Here is a 19,700-nt window from a genome sequence, read left to right as displayed (position 1 = left end):
TCGGTGGCGCCATGCAGGGCCAGCGCGGCCCCACGGTCCCGCGGCTCCAGCCAGGCCGAAGCGACGACCAGCAGGCGCAGCACGTCCTGGCCCAGCGGGTTGTCCGGCAAGGCCACCTCGAAGGCGCGGCGGAGTTCGCGCAGCGCTTCGTCGTGCCGGCCCGCCTTGTCCAGCACCAGCGCCAGGTTCAGCAGGTTCGACGAGATCGGCTGCGCCAGCCCCTCGACCGCCTGGCGCGCCTGCGCCTCGGCCTGTGCCAGGTCGCCTTCGTGCAGCAGGAACTGCGAGTGCAGCGAGGCCAGCGCGCGGCGCAGCCGGTCGTCGTCCCGGCCGCCGCCGGGCGCGGGCTGGCCGGCAGCCTGCGCCGCGGCGCGTGCCGCCTGCAGCCGCTGGAGCGCGGCCAGGCCCTTGGCGCACCAGCCGGCGCCGGCCGCGGCATCGCGCCGGTAGTGGCAGATCCAGCCCTTGTTGCGGTAGGCCTCGGCCTGCAGCGCATCGTCGGGCTCGGGCAGCGCCTCGATGCGGGCGATGGCGCTGTCCATCAGCTGGTCGGCGCGGGCCAGGTTCACCGCATCCGCAGCGAACAGCAGTGCGCCGGCCAGCGCCATCTCGGCCACCGCGCAGGCGCGCTGCTGCGCCGGGCCGGCATCGCCCGCCAGCACGTAGGCGCACAGCTGCAGCACCAGTTCGGCCGCGTCGCGTGCCGCACGAGCGTCCTGCCGGTCCATGGCCTGCAGGTAGGCGAACTGCACGCCGCTGGCCGCCATCTCGGCCAGCGGCCGGCACAGCCCGTCGATCAGCGCTGACTGCGTGACGCTGTGGCCCTGCCACTCGATCACCGTGTCGGCCTCGGGCCGCAGGCGCTGCTGGCGCAGCTTGGCCAGCCGCAGCAGCAGGTCGTCGGCCGCGGCACGACCCTGCGCCGCCGCCAGGTCCAGCCGGCGCTCGGCCGCCGCCGCGCAGGCCTGGCGCCAGAGCCAGGTGCCGCGGGTATCGAGCAGGGCCTGCGGCAACAGATCGTCCGGCGCCTGCGGCAGTTGCATGCGCCGCGCCTGCAGCAGCGCGCACTTGTACCGCAGCTGGCGCCACTGCTCGACCAGCGGCCCCTGCAGCGCGCGCGGCACGCCCAGCGCGGGCAGCAGCGCCGGCGCGCCCATGGCCAGCCATTCGGCCGCCCGGGCGGGCAGCGGATCGCCGCTGATGCCGGCCAGCCCCACCAGCAGGCTCACCACGCATTGCACGGCCTGCAGGTCGGGGCTGCGCTGGTCCGACACCAGGCTGGCCAGCCAGTGGCTGCGCGCCAGGGCCAGGCCGCGCTGCAACACGGCCTGTGCAGCGTCCGCGTGGCCCTGGTCGATGGCCTGCAGCGCTTCACGCTGGCAGTCGGCCACGCCATCGAGCGACTGCGCGGGCGGGGAGGTGCCCTCGGGCGGCAGCCGCAGCGAGGCCAGCACGCGCGGCAGCAAGGCGGCGGCGGCCAGCGCTTCGTCGGACTGTGCATCGGCCGGATGCGGCCGCCAGTGCTCGACCACCAGCTCCAGCCGCAGCCCGCGCACGAAGGCCACGCGGGTCCACACCCGGCCATGGCGCTCGGCCGCCAGCGCCGGGCCCACCGGGCAGGCCATGGGCACCAGCGCGGCCTCGGGCGGCAGCTCGGCGGCGATCAGGGCCTGCCACTCGGCCAGCGGGGCAGTAGCCGGCAGGCGCGGCGGGCGCAGCAGGATGGCCAGCGCCGCCTCGGGTTCGGCCCAGTGGATGAAGACCGGCCGCGTCAGGCTGGCGCCAAAGGGGTCGAGCACCCAGCCGGGCGGCAGGTCGACCGACAGCGTGCCCAGCGGATCGTCGTAGCGCGGCATCGCGGACCTCCTGGCCTGCCGGCCTTGCGGGCGGAGGCCCAGCATAGCCCGCGCCGCGCGCCATGGGGTCCGCCGAAGAGGGGATCTACTCCAGCCCGCCCAGCGGCGCGCGCCAGTACTTGAAGGTGCCCATCGCGCTGGCCACCAGTTCGCCGGCGGCGTTGCGCACATGGGCTTCGGTGGTGCACAGCGAGCCGCCGCAGTTCAGCACGCGTCCTTCGGCCGTCAGCGGCCCGCGGCCGGGCTTGACGAAGCGGGTGGACATCTCCACCGTCACCACGCTGCTGGACGTGGCCTGCGGGTGCGAGGTAGCGGCGCGCGCCATCGCGACATCGAGCAAGGTCATCAGCACCCCGCCATGGGCGGCGGGCAGCAGGTTGCAGAGTTCGTCGCGCAGTTCCAGCGCCAGCAGCGAGTGGCCGGGGTCGGCCTCGCGCTGCTGCATGCCTAGCAGCTTCAAGAAGGGAATGTGGTCGATCGGTGTCTGAACACCACCACTCATGAGACTTCCTTGATCATGTTGCGCGCGATCACGAGCTGCTGGATCTGGCTGGTGCCTTCGTACAGGCGGAACAGCCGGACGTCGCGGTAGAAGCGCTCCATCGCATGCTCGGCAATGTAGCCCGAGCCGCCGAGGATCTGCACGCCGCGGTCTGCGACGCGGCCGACCATCTCGCTGGCGAAGAGCTTGCAGCACGAGGCCTCGGTGGCATGCGGCAGGCCGTCGTCGCGCCGGCGCGCGGCGTCCAGCACCATGCACTCCGCCGCGTACAGCTCGGTGCGGCTGTCGGCCAGCATCGCCTGCACCAGCTGGAACTCGGCGATCGGCTGGCCGAACTGCTGGCGCTCGACCGCGTAGCGCAGCGCGTCAGACAGGATGCGCTTGGCCACGCCGACGCACACCGCGGCGATGTGGATGCGGCCCTTGTCCAGCACCTTCATCGCGGTGTAGAAGCCCTTCCCCTCGACGCCGCCGATCAGGTTGGCCGCCGGCACGCGGCAGTTGTCGAAGATCACGTCGCAGGTGTGCGCGCCCTTCTGGCCCATCTTCCTGTCGCGCTTGCCCAGGCTGATGCCTGGCGACTTCGCGTCGACGATGAAGGCCGAGATGCCCGAGGCGCCCTTCTTCGCCGGGTCGGTGCGCGCCATCAGCGTGAACAGCCCCGCCTGCGGCGCGTTGGTGATGAAGCGCTTGGTGCCGTTGACGAGGTAGTGGTCGCCCTGCGCGTCGTGGCCACGAATGGCGCTCGTGCGGATAGCCGCCGAATCCGAGCCCGCGCCCGGCTCGGTCAGCGCGAACGAGGCGATCAGCTCAGCCGGCGAGGTCTGGCCCAGCTCGATCATCACGCGGGCCTCTTCTTCCATCGTCAGCCCGAGGCCGCCGTAGGCCTCGGGGATGGTCAGGCCGAACAGACCGAGCGCGCGCATCTGCTGCACGATGGCCGGCGGGATCTCGTCGGTCTCGGCCACCTCGTGCTCGGCGGGCACCAGCACCTCGCGCACGAAGCGGCGCACGCTGTCCAGCAGCAGGTCCAGGGTTTCTCTATCTCGGATCATGAGCGTCCACTCCGGCTGCGGCCTACAGCGCCGCGGCGGTGCCGAGGATCGCGGTGGCCTGGCTGGACAGCGTGCCGCCGTTGCCATGCGCCAGCGCCGTCTGCACGCCCGCCACCTGGCGCGCGCCGGCCTCGCCGCGCAGCTGGCGCACCGCCTCGATCAGCGTGAAGATGCCGTACATGCCGGGGTGCGTGCACGACAGGCCACCGCCATTGGTGTTGACCGGCAGCCGGCCGCCCGGCGCGATGGCGCCACCCTCGACGAAGGCGCCGCCCTCGCCCTTGGCGCAGAAGCCCAGGTCCTCCAGGAACAGCAGCGTGTTGATCGTGAACGCGTCGTAGAGCTCGAGCAGCTGGATGTCCTGCGGCGCCAGTCCGGCCATCGCGAAGGCTTCCGCGCCCGATTGCGAGGCCGCGGTCACCGTGAGGTCGGGCATCGACGAGATCTGCCGGTGCCACACCGCGGTGGCCGCGCCCAGCAGGTAGACCGGCGGCCGCGGCAGGTCGCGCGCACGCTCGGCGCGCACCAGCACCAGCGCGCCGGCGCCGTCGGTGACCAGGCAGCAGTCGCGCACCGTCAGCGGGTCGGCCACCATGCGGGCGTTCAGCACCTCGTCGATCGTCAGCGGTTCGCGCAGGAAGGCCTCGGGGTTCAGCCGGGCCCAGGCGCGCGCGGCCACCGCCACCTCGGCCAGCTGGCGCCGCGTGGTGCCGTACAGCGCCATGTGGCGCGAGGCGGCCAGTGCGTAAGCCGACACCGGCATCACCGGGTCGTACGGTTGTTCATACGGCTGCGGATCGAGGTGGCGGCGCGCCAGGCCGATCTCCTTGCGGCCGAAGGTGGCGGTGCGCTGCGCGCTGCCGTAGCACACCAGCACGGCGTTGCACTGGCCGTAGTGCAGCGCGCGCATGGCCGGCAGCAGGTGGGCGATGAAGCTGGAGCCGCCGAGCATGGTGCCGTCGATGTGGCGCGGGTTCAGGCCCAGGTGCTCGATCACCGGCATCGCCCACATCGCCGACGAGACGCTGGCGGTGCACAGGCCGTCGATGTCGCGCATCGACAGGCCCGCATCGGCCACCGCGGCATGCGCGGCATGGGCCAGCAGGCTCATGTCGTCGTGGCCGGGCGATTCGCCGCAGCCGAAGGTGGCGGCGCCGGCAATGGCGACGCTGCCGCGCAGGTCCTGCCAATCGCGCGCGCTCACGATGCCGGCTCCGGTTCGACGTCCGGACTGACGGCATCGAAGACCACGAGGCCGCGTCCTTCGTGCACCAGCACCCTGCTGCGCACGCGCTGGCCGATGCGCACCGCCGCGGGCGCCAGGCCTTCGACTCGGCTCATCAGCCGCACGCCTTCGTCCAGTTCGATCAGCGACACGTTGTAGTCCCCGCCAGCCTCGGCCTTGCGGCGCACGGTGGTCACCGCATGCACGGTGCCCCCGCCCGCGGGCTCGGCCCAGCGCAGCGCCATCGCGCCGCAGTGCGGGCACAGCTCGCGCGGGTAGAACACGGCGCGCTCGCAGGCGCCGCAACGCTGGATCAGCCAGCGGCCCTGGTCCAGCGCGGCCTGGTAGGCGCGCTGCACGCTGCCGCCGGGCGGTGGCGCGGAAGGGTCGAATGTCTCCATGCCTGCCAGCATGCAGGCATCGGGCCGCGCCGGCAATTCGTCATTGTCGAAGGGGGGCTTTGCGGGTCGGCCCCGACCTACACTTCACCCATGCCAGGCGCCGCAGCGGCGGCGCGGCCAGTCAAGGAGCGACACAAACGATGGCGACGGGTTCGCCGACCCCCGGCGCTGCGCCCGGCAGCGCCTCCCGCAAGCCGGGCGAACTGAGCATCGACGCCACGCAGGTGCGCGTGGGCGTCTACGTGCGCATACCGCTGTCCTGGCTGGACCATCCCTTCCTGAGCTCGAGCTTCCTCGTCACCACCGAGGAGCAGGTGCGCGAGATCCAGGCACTGGGCCTGCCGGTGTTCTGCAATCCCGCCAAGTCCAAGGAGAAGCCGCTGCCGAATGCTGCGCTGCTGGCCGCGCAGGCGCAGGACGAAGCCGCGCAGCAGGAAAAGGAACTGCAGCTGACCCTGCTGCGCCAGCGCCAGGAGGCGCAACGCGCCGCCAAGGCCCAGCGCGCCGAGGTGATGGCGCAGATGCGCGAGCGGCTCGACGTGGCGCAGCGCCAGTACATCGCCGCCACCGAGCAGGCCTCGGGCGCCTTCACGCAGTTCGGCGCGCGGCCGCGCGAGGCGGTGGAGGCCTTGACCGAAGTGGCCGGCGGCTCGGCCGCGCTGCTGCTGGCCGACCCCAACTCGGCCATCATCCTGATCGCCGACAAGGGCCGCAGCCAGGGCGAGGTGATGCATGCGCTGAGCGTGATGACGCTGGCGCTGCTGCTGGCCAAGCAGCTCGACCTGGGCGAGGAGGCCTTGCGCCAGGTGGGCCTGGCCGCGCTGCTGCACGACATCGGCATGCGCAGCCTGAACATGTCCATCGTGCGCAACCCGGCGCGCAACAAGCACGAGCAGGCCATCTACGAGACGCATTGCCGCGTCGGCGCCGAGCAGCTGATGGTGCAGGGCGGCGTGGTGCCGCCGGCGGTGCTGCAGGGCGTGCTGTGCCACCACGAGGCCGAGGACGGGCGCGGCTACCCACGCGGGCTGCGCGGCAACGAGATTCCGCTAACGGCCAAGGTGATCGGCATCGCGAACCGCTTCGACAACCTGACCAACCCGATCGACCCGCGCGCCGCCGTGTCGCCCTTCGAGGCGCTGGGCGTGATGTGGGCGCGCGAGCGCAGCGCCTTCGACGAGGTGCTGCTGCAGACCTTCATCCGCACGATGGGCATCTACCCGCCCGGCACGCTGGTGCAGCTGAGCGACGGCCGCACCGGCGTGGTGGCCGCCGCCGCCCCGCCGCAGGCCCGGCTGTGCCCGCAGGTGCTGGTGTACGACCCCGACACGCCGCGGCGCGAAGCCATCATCCTGGACCTGGCCGAGCCCGAGGTGGCGCAGCAGCTGAAGGTGGAGAAGGCGCTGCGCATGCAGGACCGCAGCGAGGACGAGCTGGACTACCTGTTGCCACGGCGCAAGATGAGTTGGTTCCGTGGCAACAACGGCTAGGCCGCCGCAGCCGCGCGGCGCCGCCGCGGCGCCCGCGGCACGGCCACCGGTCCGTCCACCCGCGCGCCCACCGGCCCGCCGCCCCGGTGCCACGAGCCGGTCGCTGCGGCTGAACCAGCTCAGCCCGGCCGAGCGCCGCAAGCTGCGCTACGCGCTGCTGTTCTCGCTGCTGGTGCACGGGCTGCTGATGACCCTGGCCGTCGGCGGCGGGCCGGGCTGGCCGAGCTTCGACCTGCCGTGGCATGAACGCCGCATCGAGGTGCCCGACCTGCGGGTGGTGCTGATGCCGGCGCCGATGCCCGCTGCGGCGCCGGCGCCCGTGCCCGTGCCGACACCGGCACCGGCATCGGTGATCGAACCGGCAGCGGTACCGGCAACGGCAAAGGACGAGGCCGCGGCACCGCCCCCGGCCGAGGTGGCGGTGGCCGCGCCGCCCCCTGCGCCGCCGCCGGCCCCGCCCTCGCCACCGGCCACCGCCGTGATCGCGATGGAGCGGCTGGCGCCCCCTGCGCTGGTGGTGCCGCCAGCGCCCCCGCTGCCGGTGCCAGCAGCCGAGCCGGCCCCGGCGCCCAGCGCGTCGAGCCCGGCCCCCCTGCCCGCCCCAGCGGCCGAGCCGGCAGCGGCGCGTGAAGCCCTCGCAGACGAGGCGCGCGAGCGCGCCGCCGAGCAGGCCCGGCTCGAGCGTGCCGAGATCGAGCGCGCCGGGATCGAACGCGCCGAACGCGAGGCCCGGCGCCAGGCCGAGCAACTGGCAGCAGCACAAGCGGAGGCGGCGCGCGTGGAAGCGGCGCGGGCCGAGGCCGCGCGGGCAGAAGCGGCCCGCGTGGAAGCTGCTCGCACAGAAGCAGCGCGCGCGGAGGCCGCTCGTGTGGAAGCGGCTCGTGTGGAAGCCGCGCGTGTGGAAGCCGCGCGTGTGGAAGCCGCGCGTGTGGAAGCGGCTCGTGTGGAAGCCGCGCGTGTGGAGGCCGCTCGTGTGGAGGCCGTGCGTGAGGAAGCGGCGCGTCAGGAGCTCGCGCGACAGCAGGCCATCCGTCAGGAAGCCGAGCGACGCGCCGCGGCGCAGCAGGAAGCGGCACGGCAGGAAGCCGCCCGGCAGGAAGCGGCACGGCAGGAGGCGGCACGGCAAGAAGCTGCACGCCAGGAAGCCGCCCGCGCCGAGTCTGCACGCCAGCAGGCGGCCCGCGAGGAGGCCGCGCGCCAGCAGGCCGCGCAGGCCGCCCAGGCTGCCCAAGCCGCCAAGGCGGCCCAGGACGAAGAGGCCCGGCGCGAGGCCATCAAGCGCGCCATCGGCCGCCAGCTCGATGCGGAAGCCGCGCAGCGCGAGGCCGCGGCCCAGCCCCCGGCGGGCAGCCTGCCCTACTCGCTGAGCACGGCCCGCCGCGGCCGGCTGTTCGGCCGCATCGACGCCAACACCGAGCTGGTGCTGTATGCCGAGGCCCTGGCGCGCAAGATCCAGCTCAACACCCCGCCGGACGCCGTGCGCGAGCTGGCCCGGCGACCGCACGCCGACCCGATGGTGACGCTGGCCATCCGCCGCGACGGCTCGGTCGAATCGGTGGTCTTCGTCACGTCCAGCGGCGTGCCGGAGATCGACGAAGCCATCCGCCGCATCGTGCAGAGCCAGGCGCCCTACCCGTCCTTCTCGGCGGCCCTGGCGGCCGACTACGACATCGTCGAGATCCGCCGCACCTGGTACTTCGACGTGGCGGTGCGGCTGTATTGAGCGCCGCCGCTCACAGGTCTTTTTCGGGAATCAAGGGCCCCAGCAGCTGCAGCTTGAAGCGCTGCCAGGCGCTGGTCTCGGGCGGCACGCGCAGCACCTGCTCGCCGCCGTTGCCGTCGCTGCCCACCCATTCGATCTCGCGACCGTCGGGCGACAGGCGCAGCTGGTACCAGCTGCCGGTGTCGGCAAAGTCGTTGAGCTGCGCCGCCATCTCGGGGCTCTCGATGATCAGGCCGAGTTCGGTGTTGAGCTTGGCCGAGCGCGGGTCCAGGTTCATCGAGCCGAGGAACACCTCGCGGTCGTCCACCACCGCGTTCTTCATGTGCAGCGCGCCCTGGCGGTGGCCGAACAGGCCCAGCCGCTGGCGCTTCACGCTCAGCGAAGGGCTGAGTTCCTCGATGCGCACGCCGGCCGCCAGCAGCGCCTTCACCCGGCTCCAGTAGGCGAAGTAGACGAAGGGCTCGTCGGTCGAGGCCAGCGAGTTGGTGACCAGCAGCACGTCCAGCCCGAGGCGCCGCGCATAGGCCAGGCTGTCGACCGCCGCCTGGCTCGGGATGAAGTACGGCGACACCATCTTGATGCGCCGCCGCGCGGTGTTGAGCCAGCGCACCACGCCCTGGATCACCGTGCCCTCCACCGAGTCCCGCTCTTCGTGCCAGCCGGTGGTCTTGCTCAGCGGATCGAACAGCACCCGCGCGCGGGCCGGCAGCAGCGGCCCCAGCGTGCCGCGTGGCAGGTCGAAGGGCAGGTTCAGCATCGACACCAGCGCCGGCGACAGCTGCACCGGCTGGCCCGAATCGGGATGCGTGACGCGGCCGTCCGGCGGGATCGGCGCCGCAGGGGGCGGCACCGCCGCACGGCTGCGGCGCTCGAAGGCCTCGCGCAGCGCCGCCGGATCGGCCGAGCCCTGCGCGATGCCGCGGATGTCGTAGACGACGCGGCTGTTCCAGTAGTGGTCGAACGCCGCCGACAGGTCGCGCACCACCGGGCCGGTGGCGAACACGTCCATGTCGATGAAGTTGTAGCCCTGCGCGTTCATCACGTACTCGTCGGCCATGTTTCGGCCGCCGGCCACCGCGGCCACGTTGTCGGCGATGAACAGCTTGTTGTGCATGCGCCGGTTGACGCGGCTGAAGTCGAAGGCCGAGGCGAGGAAGCGGCTCCAGGTCTGCGAGCGCGCGGCCGGAAACGGGTTGAACAGCCGCACCTCGATGTTGGGCGTGTGCGCCAGCGCGAGCAGCGTGTCGTCCTCGCCCGCGGTGTAGAAGTCGTCGACCAGCAGCCGCACGCGCACGCCGCGTGCCGCCGCATCGCGCAGCGCCCGCATCAGCGCCAGGCCGGTGCTGTCGTCGCGCAGCAGGTAGTACTGCACGTCCAGGCTGCGCGTGGCCAGGCCGGCCAGCACCAGCCGCGTCGCCAGGGCGTTAGGACCATAGGGCTGCAGCATGAAGCCGGACCGGCCGTCGCCGGGCAAGCGCGCGGCCAGCAGCGCCGCCAGCGGCGTGCGCTCACCATCGGCAATGGCGGTCGAGGGCGCCTGGTCCGGCGCCGGCGGCGGCAGCGTGGCACAGCCGGCGGCCAGCGCCAGCGCCAGTGCCAGCAGCAGCGCCCCGGCCAGGCGGCGCGCACCCCAGGCGGACCGGGGCAGGGCTTGGCAGGAAAGCATCGTCAGGCAACTCCGCGCGGTCTGGGCCACCGCGCCGCGCGGATTGTCGGGCACCGCTGGCGCCCGGCGCCAGCGAAGGGTCAGCCGCCACCTGCGGCATGCCGTCGCGGCAGGTGGCTTTCGCTTGACCGGCCGTCAGGCCACGTTGACGGTGATGCGACGCGGCTGCGCGTGCGCGGCCTTCGGGATGCGCACCCGCAGCACGCCCTGGCTGAGCTCGGCGTTGACCTTGTCGGCGTCCAGCTCGTTGCTGAGCGTGAAGGCGCGGCGGTAGCGCGCGTACTGCACTTCGGCATGGGTCGATGCCATGCCCTGGGGCACGGCGAGCACCAGCTCGGCCTCGATGGTCAGCTGGTCGCCTTCGACACGCAGGTTCAGCTTGTCGCGCGGCACGCCCGGCAGGTCGGCATACAGCGAGATGCCGGTCGAGTCCTCGATCACGTCCACCGGCGGCAGCAGCGTCGGCTCGCGGCGCGCGGCGGTCTCTTCAGCGGTCTGGGTCACGGCATTCATGGTGGGCTGCTCCTTCATTGAACTTCGATGCGGCGCGGTTGCGACGCGGCCTTGCGCTGGATGCTGATGTGCAGCACGCCATCGCGGTAGTTCGCGGTCACGGCCTGCGGGTCGATGTCGTCGGGCAGGCTGATGACGCGGCGGAAGCGGCCGGCAAAGCGCTCGTTGACATGCAGCGTGGTCTTCTCGTCGCTCGCCGACGGCGCCGCGGCAGGCCGCTCACCGGCCAGCGTCAGCACGCCGCGGTCGAGGTTGACCTCGATCTTCGCCGGGTCCATGCCCGGGGCGAAGGCATAGACCTCCACCGATTGCGACGTGGCGCCGACGTTCAGCGCCGGGTAGCCACCGCGGGCAAAGCCGCGGATGCTGGGAGACGCGTCGAACCACGAGCTCATCTCGCGCTGCAGACGGTCGAGCTCGGCGATGGCATCGCGTGCGAACAGGGATCGGTACATGGTGTTTCCTCCAATCGGGTCGGTCGGCGGGCCGCTGTCTGCCAGGGCCGTGAACCGAGAGATAGGGGCCTGCGGCCGCGGCTTCAAGACCCCCTCGCGACGATCGGCTGCGCTGGATCAAGGCCGCTCGCCGGCGCCCGCCCGAAGCTCTTGAAACGCCGGACCGCCAGCACCAGATGCACCGGCAAGAGGCGAGACTACCGTGGAGTACAAGGACTATTACCAGCTGCTGGGCGTGGCCCGCGACGCCACCGCGGAGGACATCAAGAAGGCCTTCCGCCGGCTGGCGCGCAAGTACCACCCCGACGTCAGCAAGGAAGCCGACGCCGCCGCGCGCATGAGCGAGGTCAACGAGGCCTACGCGGTGCTGTCCGACCCCGAGCGTCGCGCCGCCTACGACGCGCTGGGCCGTGGCCACCGCGCGGGCGAGGCCTTCACGCCCCCGCCAGACTGGGACGCCGGCTTCGAGTTCAGCGGCCGCGGCTTCCCGGGCGGCGGCAGCTTCGACGACGAAGCCTTCAGCGACTTCTTCGCCGAGCTGTTCGGCCGCATGGGCCACCCGCCGCCGCAGTCGCCGCGTGGTGCCGCCCGCGGCGCCGGCGCGGGGCCACGCAGCCGCCGCCGCACGACCGCCGCCGCCATGGCCGGCGAGGACCACCACGCCCGCATCGTGCTGGACCTGGCAGACGCGTTCAGCGGCGCGACGCGCGAGCTCACGCTGCGCAACCCGCAGCTCGACGACGAAGGCCGCGTGGTGCTGAAGCCGCGGACGCTGTCGGTGCGCATTCCGCGCGGCGTGCGGCCCGGCCAGATGATCCGGCTGGCCGGCCAGGGCGGCGCCGGCAGCGGTGGCGCCCCGGCGGGCGACCTGCTGCTCGAGGTGGCCTTCGCGCCGCACCCGCGCTTCCGCGTCGAAGGGCCGACGCTGTCGGCCGACCTGCCGGTGGCCCCCTGGGAAGCCGCGCTCGGGGCCGTGGTGCCGGTGGAGATGCCCGATGGCAGCACGCTGAAGGTGCGGGTGCCCGCGGACGCCCAGTCCGGCCGCGTGCTGCGCGTACGCGGCCACGGGCTGCCGGGCCGCGAGCCGGGCGACCTGGAACTGCGGCTGCAGGTGGTGCTGCCCAGCGCCTGGGACCCGCGCGCCAAGGCGCTGTACGAGCAGATGGCACGCGAGCTGGCCGACTTCGATGCGCGCAAGGTTGCGGCGGCCGAGGCCCGGCGCGGCGACGGCGACGGCGACTGACCCGGCGCGCAGCGCCGGGAGACACCTAGGCGACTGTCGGCCGGGGTCGCCTCCGCGACACTGCGGCGATCCCCACGACATCCGGAGACCGCGCCCATGAAGACCCGCATCACCGAACTGTTCGGCATCCAGCACCCCATCATCCAGGGCGGCATGCACTACGTCGGCTTTGCCGAACTGGCCGCGGCCGTCTCCAATGCCGGGGGCCTGGGCATCATCACCGGCCTGACGCAGAAGACGCCCGAGCTGCTGGCCAACGAGATCCGCCGCTGCCGCGAGATGACCGACAAGCCCTTCGGCGTGAACCTCACCTTCCTGCCCACCGTCACCTCGCCGGACTACCCCGGCTACATCAAGGCCATCATCGACGGCGGCATCAAGGTGGTCGAGACCGCCGGCAACAACCCGCAGAAGTGGCTGCCCGCGCTGCACGAGGCCGGCGTCAAGGTGATCCACAAGTGCACCTCGGTGCGCCACTCGCTGAAGGCCCAGGCCATCGGCTGCGACGCGGTCAGCGTCGACGGATTCGAATGCGGCGGCCATCCGGGCGAGGACGACGTGCCCAACTTCATCCTGCTGCCGCGCGCGGCCGAGGAGCTGAAGATCCCCTTCGTCGCCTCCGGCGGCATGGCCGACGGCCGCTCGCTGGTGGCCGCGCTGGCCCTGGGCGCCGAAGGCATGAACATGGGCACGCGCTTCATCGCGACGAAGGAAGCGCCGGTGCACGAGAAGGTCAAGCAGGCCATCGTCGCCGCCAGCGAGCTCGACACCCGCCTGGTGATGCGCCCGCTGCGCAACACCGAGCGCGTGCTGAATAACGCCGCAGTGGAGCGGCTGATCGAGAAGGAACGCAGCCTGGGCGCCGGGCTGAAGTTCGAGGACATCATCCAGGAAGTGGCGGGCGTCTACCCGCGCATCATGAAGGACGGCGACATGGACGCCGGCGCCTGGTCCTGCGGCATGGTGGCCGGCCTCATCCACGACATCCCCAGCTGCCAGGAACTGATCGACCGCATCATGGCCGAGGCGCACGCGATCATCACGCAGCGCCTGGCCAGCTTCGACGCAGGCTGAACGGGCGCGCAGACGTAACGCCCGGTTGCCGCGGCTGACGGCGCCGGCACGGCGCGGCTATGCTCCCTGGACACGCCTGCAAGGCGTTATCAGGGAGACAACACATGGCCGGCGCCGACATCCAGGCCGCGCTGCACGCCTGGCGCAGCCTGCTCGGCCCCGAGGCCGTGCTCGACGGCCCGGCCGCCTGGGCCGCCTACGGCGAAGACACCAACGGCATCCGCCGCCGCCTGGCGGGCGCGCTGCGCATCACGGCGGCTGGCCAGCTGCCGGCCGTGCTGGCGACCGCACGCCGCCACGGCGTGCCGCTGTACCCCATCAGCACCGGCCGCAACTGGGGCTACGGCACCGCGCTGCCGCCGCGCGACGATTGCGCGATCGTCGACCTCTCGCGCCTGAACCGCATCCTGCACATCGATGCCACGCTGGGCACCGTGACGGTGGAGCCCGGTGTCACGCAGGGCCAGCTGGCCGAGTTCCTCGCCGCCCGCGGGCACCCCTTCCTGGTGCCGGTGACCGGCGCCGGCCCCTGGGGCAGCCTGGTGGGCAATGCGCTGGAGCGCGGCTACGGCCTGACGCCGTTCACCGACCACTTCGGCGCCGTCACCGAGCTCGAAGCGGTGCTCGCCGACGGCACGCCCTTCCGCAGCGTGCTGCGCGAGGCCGGCGCCGAAGCGCTGGCGCGGGTCTCGCGCTGGGGCCTGGGGCCGGCGGTCAACGGGCTCTTCTCGCAATCGGCCTTCGGCATCGTCACCCGCGCCACCTTGCGGCTGGCGCGGCGCCCGCCCTGCTGCCAGATCGGGCTGTTCCAGCTGCCGGACGACGCGCGGCTGGGCCCGGCCATCGAGCGCGTGCGCGAGCTGCTGGCGCACCTGTCGGGCATCGTCGGCGGCATCAACCTGATGAACCGGCACCGGGTGCTGGCGATGACCGCGCCCTACCCGGCCGCGCAGGTGGGGCCCGATGGCGTGCTGCCGGCCGCGCTGATCGCTGCGCTCGGCCGCGAACACCATGTGCCGCCCTGGACCGGCTTCGTCACGCTGTACGGCACGCGGCGCACGGTGGCTGCGGCCCGTGCCGAGCTGCGCGCAGGCCTGCGCGGCATCGCGCATCGGCTGCTGTTCTTCTCAGGGCCGGGGGTACAGCGGCTGCAGGCCGTGGCGCGCTGGGTGCCGGGCCGTGCCGGCCAGCGCCTGCAGCCGATGCTGCAGACCCTGCGCAGCGCCACCGAGCTGGTGGCCGGGCGGCCCAACCGCACTGCGCTTCGCCTGGCCTACTGGCGCCACCCGGCCGGCAGCGCGGCCGAGCGCAGTGGCGACCCCGCGCGCGACGGCTGCGGCCTGATCTGGTACGCACCCAAGCTGCCACTGCTGGGCGCGGAGGCCGAGGCCGCCGCCGCGCTGGTGCGCGCCACCACGCCGCGCCACGGCATCGAGCCGCTGATCACTTTCACCGCGGCCGACACGCACACGCTGGACTGCACCGTGCCGCTGCTGTTCGCGCGCCACGACGCCGCCGCCGTGGCCGCTGCACAAGCGTGTTATCAATCGCTGTTCGAGCAGGGCCGCCAGCGCGGCTACCTGCCCTACCGCCTGGGCAGCGACCAGTTCGGGCTGCTCGATGCCGCGCTGGCCGGCCGCGCCGAGTGGCTGCACACCCTGCGCCGCGCGTTCGATCCGCAGGACCTGATCGCGCCGGGGCGCTATGCGTGGCCTGCCGACCGACCGGACCCCGGCCCGCTCAGGCGTCCAGGCCGCGCAGCAACGCGCGCTTGAGGATCTTGCCGCTGGCCGTCATCGGCAGCTCGGCCATCACCTGCACGCGCGCCGGGCGCTTGTACGGCGCCAGCGCGTCGCGCAGGTGTGCACGCAGCGCGGCCTCGTCCAGCACCGCGCCGTGACGCAGTTCGACGAAGGCCAGCACTTCCTCGTTGCCATCGCCCTCGGGTCGGCCGACCACCGCCGAGCGCGCGATGGCGGGCCAGGCGTTCAGCGCCGCCTCCACCTCGCCCGGGTAGACGTTGAAGCCCGAGCGGATGATCATTTCCTTCAGGCGCCCGACGACGCGGATCGCCCCATCGGGCGCCCATTCGCCCAGGTCGCCGCTGGCGTACCAGCCGCCCTCGCGCATCACCGCGGCGGTGGCCTCGGGGTCGCGGAAGTAGCCGGGCATCAGGCCGCGGCCGCGCATCCAGATCTCGCCGCGTTCACCCGCCGGCAGCGTGCCGCCGGTGGCGGGATCGACCACCCGCAGCTCGGCCCCGTCGACGACGAAGCCGGCCGCGGTGTCCTCGCGCCATTCGCCGCGGCGGGTCAACGCGGTGGAGCCGGCGTACTCCGACAGGCCGTAGCCATGCTGCAGCGGCTGGCCGAACGCCGCCTCGATGCGCCGCTTCAAGGCCAGGTCCAGCGGGCCGGCGCCGGTGTAGAGATAACGCAGATGCGGTGCGTCCACCCGGCTGCGACCCTGCTGCTCCAGGTGCGCCAGCAGCCGCGCGAACAAGGTCGGCGGCCCTTGCAGCTGCGTGACGCCCTGCGTGGCCAGCGACTGCAGCAGGTCGTCGGGGTCGAACTGGCTGCGCATCACCAGGCTCGCGCCGGCGTGCAGCGAGGCCATCAGCACCGTGCCCAGGCCGAAGATGTGCGTCATCGGCAGGTAGGCGTAGACCCGGTCGTCCGGCCCCAGCGCGCGCGACTGCGCCGAGACGCGCGCGAAGTGGGTGACGCCGTCGTGCGTCATCAGCACCCCCTTGGGCGTGCCGGTGGTGCCGGAGGTGAAGATGATGGCCGCCACCTGCGCGGCCAGCACGCCGGTCTCGGCCACGGCCTCGGGCCGGGCGGCGCTGCGCTGCAGATCGGGCAGCACCGAGCTTCGTGGGTGATGGCGTTCAGCATGAGCGGCCGCCGCCGCCGAGACACCGCTGGTGAAGTAGGCCACCCGCGCATCGGCCTTGGCCAGGAACGCGGCCAGCTCGCCCGGCGCCATGCGCGCATTGACACCGCAGGACCAGGCGCCGAGCCGGCTGATGGCCAGGATCAGCGCCACATGCGCGGGACAGTTCTCGGCGATGATCAGCACGCGGTCGCCGGGGCCGACGCCGTCGGCGCGCAACTCGGCCTGCAGCACGTCGACCATCGCGCCGAGCGCGGCGATCGTCACGTCGCCGTCAGCACAGCGCAGCAGCACGCGCTGCGGGTCGCGCACGAGCCAGGTGTCGAACAGCGTGTGCAGGCGCGTGCCGGTCGCGGGCGGGCTCATTCGATCTCGATGCCCTTGGTCACGCTGGCCCACAGCGCCCGTTCCTTCTGCGCGCGCTCGGCCACCAGTTTCGGCGCGCCGGTCCACAGTTCGTAGCCCATCTCTTCCAGCCGCGCCTTCAATTCGGGCTGCGCCAGCGCCTTGGTCACCGCCTGGTTCAGTTTCGCGACCACCGGCGCCGGCGTGTTGGCCGCGCCGTACACGCCGTACCAGCCGCCGACGTCGAAGCCCGCCACGCCGGCCTCGCCCATCGTCGGCACATCGGGCAGCGAAGGGTTGCGCGCCGGCGAGGTCACCGCGAGTGCCCGCACCTTGCCGCTGGCGATGTAGTTGCGCGCGCTGCCGACGATGTCGAACATCATCGCGATCTGTCCGCCGATGACATCGGTCATCGCCGGCGCGTTGCCCTTGTACGGCACGTGCGTGAGCTTGACGCCGGCCTTGGCAGCCAGCAACTCGCCGCTCAGGTGGTTGGAGCCGCCGATGCCGGCCGAGCCGTAGCTCAGCTTCTCGGGGTTGGCGCGGGCGTGGTCGATCAGGTCCTTCAGATTCTTGAACGGCAGGTCCTTGTTGATCACCAGCACGTTGTAGTAGCTGAGCACCGGCGCCACCGGCGTCAGGTCCTTGCCCGGGTCGAAGGGCATCTTCTTCATCACGTTCGGACTGATCGTCACCGTGGGGCTGGCCGCAAACCACAGCAGGCTGCCGTCGGTCGGGCCCTTGGAGACGATGTCACCGGCCAGCGTGGCGTTCGCGCCCGGCTTGTTCTCCACCACCACCGGCTGCCCAAGCTCCTTGGACAGCGCCGGCGCCATCAGCCGCGCCGCCGCATCCACCGGCCCGCCGGCCGCATAGCCCACCAGCAGGCGCACGGGTGGGGTGGGCTGGGACCAGGCGGCGCCGGCCCCGAGCAGCAGGCTGGCAATGAAGGCGCGGCGTACAGGCAAGGTCATGGTCATCGTGTGTCTCCGGAGTTCTGAAGCGGCCATCGTCAAACGGGATCCCAGCTGAACACGTCCGCGGAGCGGTCCATCGGCACGAACGACGCCCGCAGCGCCGGCATCGCATGCTCGGCGATCTGCTGCGCCGTCCAGCCTTCGCCGCGCTGCACCGAGCGCAGCGGCCGCGGCTGGCTCATCAGGAAGATCTCGTTGTTGCGCACCGCGAAGACCTGCGCGTTCACCGCACTGGCCGCGTCACTCAGCAGGTAGACCGCCAGCGGCGCGATCTTGTTCGGCGTCATCTGCCTGATCTTGGCCACGCGCGCCTGCTGCTCCGGCGTGTCGGTCGGGATCGAGCCGATCATGCGGCTCCACGCGAAGGGCGCGATGCAGTTCGAGCGCACGCCGAACTTCTGCATGTCCAGCGCGATGCTCTTGCTCAGCGCCACCAGCCCCAGCTTGGCCGCCGAGTAGTTGGCCTGGCCGAAGTTGCCCACCAGGCCCGAGGTGCTGGTCATGTGCACGTAGGCGCCGCTGCCCTGCTCCTTGAAGTGGTTGGCCGCGGCACGGCTGACGTGGTAGCTGCCGTACAGGTGCACCTTCACCACCGCGTCGAACTCGTCGTCGCTCATCTTGTGGAAGAAGCGGTCGCGCAGGATGCCGGCGTTGTTCACCACCCCATCGATACGGCCGAAGTGGTCCAGCGCGCACTGGATGATGCGGTTGGCCGGCACGCTCTCGGCCACGCTGTCGGTGTTGGCCGCGGCCTGGCCGCCGGCGGCGCGGATCTCGTCGACCACCCGCTGCGCCGGGCCTGCGTCGGTGCCCTCGCCGCTGGTGGAGGTGCCGATGTCGTTGACCACCACCTTCGCGCCCTCGGCCGCCAGCGCCAGCGCGATCTCGCGGCCAATGCCGCCGCCCGCGCCGGTCACCACCACCACCTTGCCGTCGACCATGCCTGCCATGGGCCCTGCCTTTCGCGTTGTCTCCACCAATGGCCGCGAGCATGCCCGCAAGCGCCGGCCGGCGCCATTCGGCATTGGCAAGGGAAGCCTTCGGCATTGCCAAAGCGGCAGGCCGGGCGCACTGGTTAGCATCGCTGCAAGAGAGCCCCGCAGGAGACGAGCCGATGGCGATTCCGCAACCCACGCCCCCGTGGATGAGCGAAGACCTGGTGCTGCTGGCCGACAATGCCGCGCGCTTCTTCGAACGCGAATGTGTGCCGCACGAGGCGCGCTGGCGCGCCCAGCACCACGGCGACCGCGAGATCTGGCACAAGGCCGGCGCGGCCGGGCTGCTGTGCATCAGCATTCCCGAGGCCTACGGCGGCGGCGGCGGCCACTTCGGCCACGAGGTGGTGATCACCCAGGCGCACGCGCGCTCGCTGACCGGCGGCTTCTCCAACGGCGTGCACTCGGGCATCGTCGCGCACTACATCCTGCGCTACGGCACCGAGGCGCAGAAGCAGCGCTGGCTGCCCAAGATGGCCAGCGGCGAGATGGTGGCCGCCATCGCGATGACCGAGCCCGGCGCCGGCACCGACCTGCAGGCGGTGCGGACCAAGGCGGTGCGCGACGGCGAGCATTACGTGATCAACGGCGCCAAGACCTTCATCACCAACGGCTGGCATGCCGACCTGGTGTGCGTGGTGGCCCGCACCGGCGCAGAGGCCGGCGGCAAGGGCCTGTCGCTGATCATGGTCGAGACGCAGGGCCAGCCCGGCTTCCGCCGCGGCCGGCTGCTCGACAAGGTGGGCCAGCACAGCATCGACACCGCCGAGCTGTTCTTCGACGACATGCGCGTGCCGGCGCACCAGCTGCTGGGCAGCGAGGAAGGCCAGGGCTTCCGCCAGCTGATGGAGCAGCTGCCGCGCGAGCGGCTGATCATCGCGGTGGGCGGCGTGGCCACGCTGCAGCGCGCCATCGACGAAACGCTGGCCTACACGCGCCAGCGCCAGATCTTCGGCCAGCCGCTGCTGGCAATGCAGAACACCCGCTTCAAGCTGGCCGAGTGCCAGACCAAGGCGACCATCGCGAAGAGCTTCGTCGACGACTGCATTGGCCGCGCCTTGCGCAACGAGCTCGACCTGGCCACCGCCGCGATGGCCAAGCTGTGGGTCACCGAAGCGGTCGGCCAGGTGGTCGACGAATGCGTGCAGCTGCACGGCGGCTACGGCTACATGACCGAATACCCGATCGCCCGGATGTATGCCGATGCGCGGGTGGGCCGCATCTACGGCGGCAGCAACGAGGTGATGAAGGAGCTGATCGCGCGCTCGATGGAACGCTGACCCCCGGC

17 protein-coding genes are annotated in these 19,700 nt (G+C 72.4%); 6 read left to right on the top strand and 11 right to left on the bottom strand.

Translation table 11 applies throughout. From position 1 onward, the window contains the following. The 5 genes from ACILR4_RS05295 to ACILR4_RS05275 all read right to left on the bottom strand — a co-directional run. Positions 1 to 1,856, bottom strand: a 1,856-nt coding sequence (locus tag ACILR4_RS05295; RefSeq protein WP_395699790.1) for a hypothetical protein, incomplete at its 3' end; no start/stop codon positions are given. A gap of 85 nt (positions 1,857 to 1,941) precedes the next feature. Continuing rightward, positions 1,942 to 2,358: a PaaI family thioesterase gene (locus tag ACILR4_RS05290; protein WP_395699789.1), complete on the bottom strand. Its 417-nt coding sequence runs from the start codon at positions 2,356 to 2,358 to the stop codon at positions 1,942 to 1,944. Beyond that, positions 2,355 to 3,413: an acyl-CoA dehydrogenase family protein gene (locus tag ACILR4_RS05285; protein ID WP_395699788.1), complete on the bottom strand. Its 1,059-nt coding sequence runs from the start codon at positions 3,411 to 3,413 to the stop codon at positions 2,355 to 2,357. Before ACILR4_RS05285 ends, ACILR4_RS05290 begins: the two co-directional genes overlap by 4 nt. A 22-nt stretch (positions 3,414 to 3,435) precedes the next feature. Further along, on the bottom strand, positions 3,436 to 4,617 hold the full coding sequence (locus ACILR4_RS05280) for a thiolase (protein WP_395699787.1): 1,182 nt from the start codon (positions 4,615 to 4,617) through the stop codon (positions 3,436 to 3,438). Then, positions 4,614 to 5,039 (bottom strand): Zn-ribbon domain-containing OB-fold protein, encoded by a 426-nt coding sequence (locus tag ACILR4_RS05275; RefSeq protein WP_395699786.1) that lies wholly within the window; start codon positions 5,037 to 5,039, stop codon positions 4,614 to 4,616. The genes ACILR4_RS05280 and ACILR4_RS05275 overlap by 4 nt, the downstream gene beginning before the upstream one ends. A gap of 140 nt (positions 5,040 to 5,179) precedes the next feature. On the opposite strand from ACILR4_RS05275, the gene ACILR4_RS05270 reads away from it, so the two are divergent. Further along, positions 5,180 to 6,529, top strand: a complete 1,350-nt coding sequence (locus ACILR4_RS05270; RefSeq protein WP_395699785.1) for an HD-GYP domain-containing protein — start codon at positions 5,180 to 5,182, stop codon at positions 6,527 to 6,529. Next, a complete protein-coding gene (locus ACILR4_RS05265) occupies positions 6,513 to 8,252 on the top strand; it encodes a TonB C-terminal domain-containing protein (protein ID WP_395699784.1) in 1,740 nt (579 codons plus the stop codon). Before ACILR4_RS05270 ends, ACILR4_RS05265 begins: the two co-directional genes overlap by 17 nt. 10 nt (positions 8,253 to 8,262) lie before the next feature. Here the strand turns inward: ACILR4_RS05265 and ACILR4_RS05260 are convergent, their stop codons facing one another. The 3 genes from ACILR4_RS05260 to ACILR4_RS05250 all read right to left on the bottom strand — a co-directional run bounded on the left by ACILR4_RS05260 (position 8,263) and on the right by ACILR4_RS05250 (position 10,886). Then, positions 8,263 to 9,918 (bottom strand): phospholipase D family protein, encoded by a 1,656-nt coding sequence (locus ACILR4_RS05260; protein ID WP_395699783.1) that lies wholly within the window; start codon positions 9,916 to 9,918, stop codon positions 8,263 to 8,265. A 135-nt stretch (positions 9,919 to 10,053) separates the two neighbouring features. Further along, a complete protein-coding gene (locus ACILR4_RS05255; RefSeq protein ID WP_395699782.1) occupies positions 10,054 to 10,431 on the bottom strand; it encodes an Hsp20/alpha crystallin family protein in 378 nt (125 codons plus the stop codon). 14 nt (positions 10,432 to 10,445) lie between these two features. Further along, on the bottom strand, positions 10,446 to 10,886 hold the full coding sequence (locus ACILR4_RS05250) for an Hsp20/alpha crystallin family protein (RefSeq protein WP_395699781.1): 441 nt from the start codon (positions 10,884 to 10,886) through the stop codon (positions 10,446 to 10,448). A gap of 202 nt (positions 10,887 to 11,088) precedes the next feature. Between ACILR4_RS05250 and ACILR4_RS05245 the strand changes: the two genes are divergently transcribed. The 3 genes from ACILR4_RS05245 to ACILR4_RS05235 all read left to right on the top strand — a co-directional run bounded on the left by ACILR4_RS05245 (position 11,089) and on the right by ACILR4_RS05235 (position 14,978). Then, on the top strand, positions 11,089 to 12,129 hold the full coding sequence (locus ACILR4_RS05245; RefSeq protein WP_395699780.1) for a DnaJ C-terminal domain-containing protein: 1,041 nt from the start codon (positions 11,089 to 11,091) through the stop codon (positions 12,127 to 12,129). A gap of 96 nt (positions 12,130 to 12,225) precedes the next feature. Continuing rightward, positions 12,226 to 13,203, top strand: a complete 978-nt coding sequence (locus ACILR4_RS05240; RefSeq protein WP_395699779.1) for an NAD(P)H-dependent flavin oxidoreductase — start codon at positions 12,226 to 12,228, stop codon at positions 13,201 to 13,203. 104 nt (positions 13,204 to 13,307) lie between these two features. Next, positions 13,308 to 14,978: an FAD-binding oxidoreductase gene (locus ACILR4_RS05235; protein WP_395699778.1), complete on the top strand. Its 1,671-nt coding sequence runs from the start codon at positions 13,308 to 13,310 to the stop codon at positions 14,976 to 14,978. Here the strand turns inward: ACILR4_RS05235 and ACILR4_RS05230 are convergent. The 3 genes from ACILR4_RS05230 to ACILR4_RS05220 are packed head-to-tail and all read right to left on the bottom strand — an operon-like array spanning position 14,944 to position 18,358. Next, positions 14,944 to 16,461, bottom strand: a complete 1,518-nt coding sequence (locus ACILR4_RS05230; RefSeq protein WP_395699777.1) for a class I adenylate-forming enzyme family protein — start codon at positions 16,459 to 16,461, stop codon at positions 14,944 to 14,946. The two genes, ACILR4_RS05235 and ACILR4_RS05230, sit on opposite strands and share 35 nt — an antisense overlap. Continuing rightward, positions 16,458 to 17,414 carry a Bug family tripartite tricarboxylate transporter substrate binding protein gene (locus ACILR4_RS05225; protein ID WP_395699793.1) on the bottom strand — a complete coding sequence of 319 codons (957 nt, stop codon included), beginning with the start codon at positions 17,412 to 17,414 and terminating at the stop codon, positions 16,458 to 16,460. Before ACILR4_RS05225 ends, ACILR4_RS05230 begins: the two co-directional genes overlap by 4 nt. A 38-nt stretch (positions 17,415 to 17,452) precedes the next feature. Then, complete coding sequence (locus tag ACILR4_RS05220) at positions 17,453 to 18,358, bottom strand: SDR family NAD(P)-dependent oxidoreductase (protein ID WP_395699792.1); 906 nt, start codon at positions 18,356 to 18,358, stop codon at positions 17,453 to 17,455. A gap of 173 nt (positions 18,359 to 18,531) precedes the next feature. On the opposite strand from ACILR4_RS05220, the gene ACILR4_RS05215 reads away from it, so the two are divergent. Beyond that, positions 18,532 to 19,692, top strand: coding sequence for an acyl-CoA dehydrogenase family protein (locus ACILR4_RS05215; RefSeq protein WP_395699776.1), 1,161 nt, complete (start codon positions 18,532 to 18,534; stop codon positions 19,690 to 19,692). Positions 19,693 to 19,700: the final 8 nt, after the last annotated feature.

It is taken from the genome of Aquabacterium sp. (assembly GCF_044226965.1).
Lineage (GTDB): Bacteria > Pseudomonadota > Gammaproteobacteria > Burkholderiales > Burkholderiaceae_C > Pseudaquabacterium.
This window is presented reverse-complemented; position numbering and strand designations above follow the sequence as displayed.